An 8,479-nucleotide genomic window follows, 5' to 3' on the forward strand; every position below is an offset into this window, starting at 1 on the left:
GCCGACATGTTCGGGCTGGCGCAGCTTTACCAGATCCGGGGCCGGGTCGGGCGTTCCAAGACCCGTGCCTATTGCTATCTGACGACGAAACCGCGCAGCCCGCTGACGCCTCAGGCCATGCGGCGGCTGAAATTTCTGGGTGCCATTGACAGCCTTGGCGCGGGCTTCAACCTGGCCTCGCAGGATCTGGATCTGCGCGGGGCGGGCAACCTTCTGGGCGAGGAACAATCCGGCCATATCAAGGAGGTGGGGTTTGAACTGTATCAGGCCATGCTTGAGGAAACCATCGCCAAGCTGAAATCGGGCGAGATCGAGGGCACCCCCGAGGATGAATGGGCACCCCAGCTTAACCTTGGCGTGCCGGTGGTCATTCCCGAAAGCTATATCCCCGACCTGGACGTGCGGCTTGGCCTCTATCGCCGTCTGGCCGAGCTGACCACCAAGGTCGAACTTGAGGGTTTTGCCGCCGAGCTGATCGACCGTTTCGGCAAATTGCCGCGCGAGGTGAACACGCTACTGCTGGTCATCCGCATCAAGGCCATGGCCAAGCGTGCCAATATCGCCCGGCTGGATGCGGGACCAAAGGGTGCGACGGTGCAGTTCCATGACGACAAGTTTCCCAACCCCGCCGGTCTGGTCGAGTTTCTGACCGATCAGCGCGGGCAGGCCAGAGTCGAGGGCAACAAGATCGTCATCCGCCGCGACTGGACCGCCGATGCCGACCGCATCAAGGGGGCATTCGGCATCGCCCGTGATCTGGCCGCCAAGGTCAAGGCTGCAAAGTGACCGGGCAGGTTCGCTTTGATCGCGGGCCGCTGCCGGGCGGCACCCTGTTCGCCGCGCCGCAGCAGGTGATCCGCGCCGATACGCCCGCCGGGGTGATCCCGGCGCTGGCGGCGATGCAGGCGGCACAGGCGCGCGGATGCTGGCTGGCGGGGTATTTCAGCTATGAACTGGGCTATGCGCTGATCCCGAAACTGGCCCCGCTGATGCCCGCGGTCCGGCAGGTGCCACTGATCCTGATGGGCGTGTTCGATGCTTCGCCGCGCCCTGCGCCCGCGCTGCCGGATCCGGCCGGGGCCGATATTGGCGCGCCCCGGCCCCTGTGGCCGCGCGACCGCTATGATCGGGCGATTGCGACGGTGCATCGCTATATCCGGGCGGGCGATTGTTATCAGGTCAACCTGACCTTTCCGATGGAGGCCGCCATCACGGGCGATCCGCTTGCGATCCATGCCGCTCTGATGGCACGTCAGCCGGTGGGCGAGGGGGCCTTTGTCGATCTGGGCGGGCCCGTCGTCCTGTCGCGCAGCCCCGAACTGTTCTTTGCCGTCGATGCCGAGGGCGCTATCCGCACGCGCCCGATGAAGGGTACCGCCGCGCGCGCGGCTTTGCCCGAACAGGACGCAGAGGTGGCGGCGGCGCTGGCGGCTTCGGAAAAGGACAGGGCGGAAAACCTGATGATCGTCGATTTGCTGCGCAACGACATATCCCGCGTTTGTGTTCCCGGCAGTGTCCGCGTGCCGCATCTGTTCAGGGTCGAGACCTATGCCACGCTGCATCAGATGACCTCGACCGTGACGGGGCGCCTGTCGCCGGACACAGGGTTGGCCGAGATCCTGCGCGCGCTGTTCCCCTGCGGTTCGATCACCGGTGCGCCGAAAATCCGCGCCATGCAGATCATCGCCGAACTTGAGGCGGCGGCGCGTGGCGTTTATTGCGGGGCCATCGGCTGGGTCGATCCGGCGGGGCCGATGCGCTTTTCAGTGGCGATCCGTACGCCGGTGATCGAAACGCCGGGGCGGTTGTCGCTGAATGTCGGGGGCGGCATCACACATGACAGCCGCGCCGGTTCCGAATGGGAGGAAGCCCTGTGCAAATCCGCCTTTCTGCGCCCGCCGGGTTGACGGTCTTTGAAACCATGCGGGCCGAGGCCGGGTGCGTGCTGCGCTGGCCCCTGCATCGGGAACGGCTGCGGCGCGATTGCGCCGCCGTGGGGTTTCAGCCCGATATGGCGCAGGTGGATCGCGCGCTGACGGGACTGCCGCGCGCGCAGATCCTGCGGGTCCGGCTGACGGTGGATGCGGGCGGGCAGGTGGCGGTGACGCATCAACCCTTGCCGCCGGGGTCGCCCGAATGGTGCGTGGTGATCGCGGGTCAACGCCTGGACAGCGCCGATCCCTGGCTGCGGATCAAGACTTCGCACCGGCCCGCCCATGACGCCGCGCGCGCGCACCTGCCTGCCGAAGCCGACGAGGCGATTTTGCTGAACGAACGCGGCGAAATCTGCGAGGGAAGCATCACCAATCTGTTCGCGCGGCGCGGCGACATGCTGCTGACGCCGCCCCTTGACTGCGGCCTTTTGCCGGGCGTGCTGCGTCAGGAACTGCTGCAATCGGGCCGCGCGCGCGAGGCGGTGCTGCGCCCCGCCGATCTGGCGGATGGCGCGCTGTTCATGGGCAATTCCTTGCGCGGCCTGATCCCGGCGCGGGTTCAGGCGGGGCGCAAGGTTCTGATTTATGCCACCTCGGCGCGCGGACTTCTGGTCTTTGACGAGCCGGATTTTCCCGATGTCCCGTTGCAGGTTCCCGGTGGCACGGTCGAGCCGGACGAAACGCCCGCCATTGCCGCTGCCCGCGAACTTCTTGAAGAAACCGGCATCGCGGCCCCGACGCTGTGCCACCTTGCCGACCGGTGGTTCACGGACCGGCACGCCCGCTTGTGGTGCCGCAGCTATTTCCACGCGATCCTGCCCGCTGATCTGCCCGAAAGCTGGCTTCATGCCGAGGCTCATGCTTCGAACGGTGCCGTCCCGATCCGGTTTCGCCTGCACTGGCTGTCCGTGCCCGAGGCCCGGCAGCGGCTGGGAATGGGGCAGGGCGAGTGTCTTGATCTTCTGCCCCGGCGCTGAGCTGCTATAGCTGACGGAAGCCAGTTTGATCATCAAATTGGCGCAGTATCAGCATAAAATCAAATGGTTATAGCCTGCAACATAATCAGAAGAAAGTCGTCAGGCTATCAGAAAACGCCCCGCTGCACAGGGCTGCGGGGCGTTTTCCGGTTGATTGGTGTGGTTTGCGGTCAGTCGGCCGTCAGCAGCGGCGTTTTCGATTTGCCGATGCGGGGGGCATCGGGACCGGTGATGTCAAAGGCGGGCTTGCCGTCCGCGATCTTGACCCGGACCACACCGCCTTTCTGCAACCGTCCGAACAGCAATTCCTCGGCCAGAGGTTTCTTGATGTTCTCCTGGATGACGCGGGCCAGCGGGCGGGCGCCCATCCGGTCGTCATAGCCCTTTTCGGCCAGCCAGTTCGCCGCCTCGGAGGTCAGTTCGATATGGACATTGCGGTCCAGAAGCTGCGCTTCCAGTTGCAGGACGAATTTTTCGACGACATGAACCACGGTTTCGCGCGACAGCGGCGCAAAGCTGATCACCGCGTCCAGACGGTTGCGGAATTCCGGGGTGAACGTGCGTTCGATCGCCTCGGTATCCTCGCCCTCGCGGCGTTCGCGGCCAAAGCCGATGGCGGCCTTCGCCTGATCGGCGGCCCCGGCATTCGAGGTCATGATCAGGATCACATTGCGGAAATCCACCTGTCGGCCGTTATGGTCGGTCAGCTTGCCGTGATCCATCACCTGCAACAGGATGTTATAGACATCCGGGTGGGCCTTTTCGATCTCGTCCAGCAGCAGCACGCAATGCGGATGCTGATCGACGCCATCGGTCAGCAACCCGCCCTGATCGAACCCGACATAGCCCGGGGGCGCGCCGATCATCCGGCTGACCGCATGCTTTTCCATGTATTCCGACATGTCAAAGCGCAAGAGTTCAACCCCAAGCGTGCTGGCAAGCTGTTTGGCGACCTCGGTCTTGCCCACGCCGGTCGGGCCAGAGAACAGATAGTTACCGATGGGCTTTTCGGGTTCGCGCAGGCCCGCGCGGGCCAGCTTGATCGCCGAGGACAGCGAATCGATGGCATTGTCCTGACCAAAGACCACGCGTTTCAGCGTCTTTTCCAGATCGCGCAGTATCTCGGTATCGTCCTTGCTGACATTCTTGGGCGGAATGCGGGCGATCTTGGCGACAACGGTTTCGATTTCTTTCGGGCCGATGGTCTTGCGGCGTTTGCTTTCGCTGACCAGATGCTGCGCGGCCCCGGCCTCGTCGATCACGTCGATGGCGCTGTCGGGCAGTTTGCGGTCGTTGATATAGCGGCTGGCCAGTTCCACCGCCGACTTGATCGCGTCATTGGTATAGCGCAGGTCGTGATGCTTTTCGAAATGCGGTTTCAACCCCATCAGGATCTTGATCGAATCCGCGACCGAGGGTTCGTTCACGTCGATTTTCTGGAACCGGCGGCTAAGCGCGCGGTCCTTTTCGAAATGCTGGCGGTATTCCTTGTAGGTGGTCGAACCCATGCAGCGCATCTTGCCGCCAGCCAGCGCCGGCTTCAGCAGGTTGCTGGCATCCATCGCCCCGCCCGAGGTCGCGCCCGCGCCGATCACCGTGTGGATTTCGTCGATGAACAGGATCGCGTCCTCGTGGTTTTCCAGTTCCTTGACCACCGCTTTCAGTCGTTCTTCGAAATCGCCGCGATAGCGGGTTCCGGCCAGCAATGCGCCCATGTCCAGCGAAAAAATCGTGGCACCGGCCAGCACGTCGGGGGTCTGGCCCTCGACGATCTTCTTGGCCAGACCTTCGGCAATGGCGGTCTTGCCTACGCCCGGATCGCCCACCAGCAAGGGGTTGTTCTTGCGGCGGCGGCACAGCACCTGGATGCAGCGCTGCACCTCGTCCTCGCGGCCGATCAGCGGATCGACATCGCCCTTTTTCGACTTGGCGTTCAGATCCACGCAATATTTCGACAGCGCGGTTTCTTCCTTGGTCTCTTGCGCGGGTTCGGCGGGCTTGGCCTCGACCGGTTCATCCGAGCCGACGACCTTGCGGTTTTCGTTGAACGAGGGGTTCTTGGCCACGCCATGCGCGATGAAATTCACCGCGTCATAGCGGGTCATGTCCATTTCCTGCAGGAAGAAGGCGGCGTTTGATTCCCTTTCGGCAAAAATCGCGACCAGCACATTCGCGCCCGTCACCTCTTGCCGGCCCGAACTCTGGACATGGATCGCGGCGCGCTGGATCACCCGCTGGAAGGCGGCGGTCGGAACGGCCTCGGACCCTTCGACATCAGTGATCAGCGTGGAAAGATCGTCCTCGATAAAGTCGATCAGCAGCTTGCGCAATTCGTCCAGATCGACATTGCAGGCGCGCATCACCTTGACGGCGTCGGGTTCGTCGGTCAGCGCCAGCAACAGATGTTCCAGCGTTGCCAGTTCATGTCGATGTTCATTGGCCAGGGCAAGCGCCTGATGAATGGCCTGTTCCAAAGATGTCGAGAAACTTGGCACGGGTCGTCTCCTGTCAGTCGGCTGGCGGTATGGACCATATATGCGGCCCACCTGCCCAGACTGTCATCATATAGTTAAGATTTGGTGGAATCCGTCTGGCTTCAAGCTGTTTTTTGCTGAATGCCCGCATTTTGTTGCGGCTGATGCAGATGTGAACACGAAAAGGGCGGATTTCAAGTGTCTGGCCCGGATAACCTGCCTGTGATATTCTGGCCAAAAGGTCAGAACTTGTCCTTCATGCCGCGCAATCGGGCGAAGACCTCGGCATCGGGGGCGGCGCTCATTCCCAGCCTCTCGCGCAGGTCGGCAACGCGCAGGAACGGGTTGGTGTCGCGTTCCATCTGCAATGTCGCCGGGGCGCAGGGTTGCGTGCTGTCGGCGGTGGCTTGCAGCCGGGCTTTCAGTGCCGCATTGCCGGGATCGACTGACAGGGCGAAGGCACCGTTCGCCGCGCAATAATCGTGCCCCGAGCAGATCAGCGTGTCCGGCGGCAGGGCGTTCAGGCGCGACAGGCTGTCCCACATCATCGCGGCGTCGCCCTCGAACAGGCGGCCACAGCCAAGGGCCATCAGGCTGTCGGCTGTAAAGGCAAGGCCCGAGGCGGGAAAATGATAGGCCACATGGCCGACCGTATGGCCCGACACATCGATGACCTGCGCCATCTCGCCCAGAATCTCGGGGGTTTCGCCGGCGGTAACGGCGCGGTCCAGATGCGGCAGACGGTGGGCGTCGGCGGCATTGCCGATGACGCCGGCCCCGGTGGCCGCGACGATTTCGGCCACGCCTTCAATGTGATCGCCGTGATGATGGGTCAGCAGGATCGTGTCCAGCCCCCATCCGCGCGCCGCCAGTTCGGCCAGAATCGGGGCGGCTTCGGGGGCGTCGATCAGCGCGGTTCCGGCGGGACCGTGCAGCAGATAGGCGTAATTGTCCTGCAGGCAGCGCAGCGTTACCAGTTGCAGCGGCATTGGCAAATCCTTCCCTCTGTGCTGTGGTCAGATTTGCAAAATGCGGGCCGGGGCGCAATGCATCACGATATAGACGATCTGAGGCGGTTCTATTACCAGCGGGCACTTGGCCGGGTGGTGCAGCGTATCCTGCGCGACCGGCTGACGGAACATTGGCGACCCGAAAGCTGTACCGGCATGAACGTCGTCGGCTTCGGCTTTGCCGCGCCGATGCTGCGGCCCTATCTGGCGGCGGCGCGCCGGGTGATTGCGCTGATGCCCGGACCGCAGGGGGGAATGGCCTGGCCCGCCGGGATGCGCAATCACACCGTTCTGTGCGATGAAACCGCATGGCCGCTGGAAACCGGCAGCATCGACCGGCTGGTGATGCTGCACGGGCTTGAGACCAGCGACCACCCTGCCGCCCTGCTGGCCGAAACCTGGCGCGCCCTGGGTCCGGGGGGGCGGATGGTTGTCATGGTGCCGAACCGGGCAGGGCTGTGGGCCGCGTCGGACCGCACGCCATTCGGGTTCGGGCGCAGCTATACCGCGCGCCAGCTTGAGGCGCAGACGCGCGCGGCGGGGTTCGTGACCGAGGGGCAGGGCTCGGCCGTCTATATCCCGCCTTCGGATCGCCGCTTCTGGTTGCGCAGTGCGCAGATGTGGGAACGCACCGGCCTGCGCATCAGCCGGATGCTGATTGCGGGCGTGGTGCTGGTCGAATTGTCCAAGCAGGTGCGTGCGCCGGTTGGGCCGGGGGTCAAGGTGCATGTGCCAAATCCGCTGGATATTCTGGACGGCGTGGGCATTCCGCGTCCGGGCCGGGCCAGCGCCGCGCAGCGCCGGCCCTGATCCCCCCGGCCGGGGGGGGCGAATCCGGTCGCGCATGGCCCGAGAATCACCGGCGTCCCGACCCCGGCCCCTGGCCCGGCGCCTCTGATCCGCGACATCGGGTCGCCCGCATGCCCCCGCGCCCGCGCTGAAAGGCGGGCAAGGCTCTCATTTCCGTGTGCTTCCCGGTTGCCGCAGGCGAAATCACCTGATAGAGACGCCGCAGATTTCCGGACGGCCCTCCAACCGCCGTTCGACTGCGACCCGCCGTCCCGCGCCAGACCGAAGCTGCTTCGGCCCGAACGCGGAATTGCGCAAACCGTAAAGGATGACCGTGGCCAACTCTGTTTCAATGTCCCAGAGCATCGCCGGGCGCTATGCGCAGGCCGTCTTCGACATCGTGAAAGAACAAGGAGGGCTGGACGATCTGGCCCGCCAGACCGACGATCTGGGCGCCGCGCTGCATGACAGCGCCGAACTGCGCGACCTGATCAATTCACCCATCTATTCCCGCGCGCAGCAGGGCAATGCGATTGCCGCGCTGGCCGAAAGGATGGGGCTGTCGGCCACGCTGTCGAACACCCTGAAGCTGATGGCCCAGAATCGCCGTCTGTTCGTGCTGCCGCATCTGGTGCGCCGGTTGCAGGCACTGATCGCCACCGAGCGCGGCGAGATCACTGCCGATGTGACCAGCGCCGTCGCACTGACCGACGAACAGCAACAGCGCCTGACGCAGACGCTGGCCGAGAAATCGGGCAAGAAGGTCAAACTGAACACCCGCGTCGATGAGGGCCTCATCGGCGGGATGATTGTCAAGCTGGGCTCGCAGATGATCGATTCTTCGGTCCGCTCGAAGCTCGCCTCCCTCCAGAATGCTATGAAAGAGGTCGGATAATGGGAATCCAGGCAGCCGAAATTTCGGCGATCCTCAAGGATCAGATCAAGAATTTCGGTCAGGAGGCCGAGGTGGCCGAGGTCGGCCAGGTGCTGTCTGTCGGCGACGGTATCGCCCGTGTCTATGGTCTGGACAAGGTGCAGGCCGGTGAGATGGTCGAATTTCCGGGCGGTGTCCGGGGCATGGTGCTGAACCTTGAAACCGACAATGTCGGCATCGTGATCTTTGGCGACGACCGTTCGATCAAGGAAGGCGACACCGTCAAGCGGACCCGTGCCATCGTGGACGTGCCGGTGGGCAAGGCGCTGCTGGGCCGCGTCGTGGACGCGCTTGGCAACCCGATCGACGGCAAGGGTCCGATCGAAGCAGCCGAGCGCCGCGTCTCGGACGTGAAAGCGCC

Annotated in this window: 8 protein-coding genes; 6 read left to right on the forward strand and 2 right to left on the reverse strand. The window is 64.1% G+C overall.

Features of this window, described 5'->3' with window-relative positions; all coding sequences use genetic code 11:
- From ACK5L9_RS07845 to ACK5L9_RS07855, 3 genes are all read left to right on the forward strand, one after another.
- Positions 1-786 (forward strand): TRCF domain-containing protein (locus tag ACK5L9_RS07845; protein ID WP_416910914.1); only part of this gene is annotated, 786 nt, incomplete at its 5' end.
- Positions 783-1,907 carry an aminodeoxychorismate synthase component I gene (locus ACK5L9_RS07850; RefSeq protein ID WP_416910915.1) on the forward strand — a complete coding sequence of 375 codons (1,125 nt, stop codon included), beginning with the start codon at positions 783-785 and terminating at the stop codon, positions 1,905-1,907. The genes ACK5L9_RS07845 and ACK5L9_RS07850, both read left to right, overlap by 4 nt.
- Positions 1,874-2,911, forward strand: coding sequence for an aminotransferase class IV (locus tag ACK5L9_RS07855; protein WP_416910916.1), 1,038 nt, complete (start codon positions 1,874-1,876; stop codon positions 2,909-2,911). The genes ACK5L9_RS07850 and ACK5L9_RS07855 overlap by 34 nt, the downstream gene beginning before the upstream one ends.
- Positions 2,912-3,081: 170 nt before the next feature.
- On the opposite strand, the gene clpA is transcribed toward ACK5L9_RS07855, so the two are convergent.
- A complete protein-coding gene (gene clpA, locus ACK5L9_RS07860) occupies positions 3,082-5,406 on the reverse strand; it encodes an ATP-dependent Clp protease ATP-binding subunit ClpA (RefSeq protein WP_416910917.1) in 2,325 nt (774 codons plus the stop codon).
- 221 nt (positions 5,407-5,627) lie between these two features.
- A complete protein-coding gene (gloB, locus tag ACK5L9_RS07865; protein WP_416910918.1) occupies positions 5,628-6,374 on the reverse strand; it encodes a hydroxyacylglutathione hydrolase in 747 nt (248 codons plus the stop codon).
- 57 nt (positions 6,375-6,431) lie between these two features.
- Here gloB and ACK5L9_RS07870 point away from each other — a divergent pair, with 57 nt between their 5' ends.
- The 3 genes from ACK5L9_RS07870 to ACK5L9_RS07880 all read left to right on the forward strand — a co-directional run.
- A complete protein-coding gene (locus ACK5L9_RS07870; RefSeq protein WP_416910919.1) occupies positions 6,432-7,205 on the forward strand; it encodes a class I SAM-dependent methyltransferase in 774 nt (257 codons plus the stop codon).
- A 307-nt stretch (positions 7,206-7,512) separates the two neighbouring features.
- Positions 7,513-8,079, forward strand: coding sequence for a F0F1 ATP synthase subunit delta (locus ACK5L9_RS07875; protein ID WP_416910920.1), 567 nt, complete (start codon positions 7,513-7,515; stop codon positions 8,077-8,079).
- A partial coding sequence (locus ACK5L9_RS07880) for an HAS-barrel domain-containing protein (protein WP_416910921.1) occupies positions 8,079-8,479 on the forward strand: 401 nt, incomplete at its 3' end. The genes ACK5L9_RS07875 and ACK5L9_RS07880, both read left to right, overlap by 1 nt.

Origin of the sequence: Paracoccus sp. (in: a-proteobacteria) (assembly GCF_047973135.1) — a bacterium.
GTDB lineage: Bacteria > Pseudomonadota > Alphaproteobacteria > Rhodobacterales > Rhodobacteraceae > Paracoccus.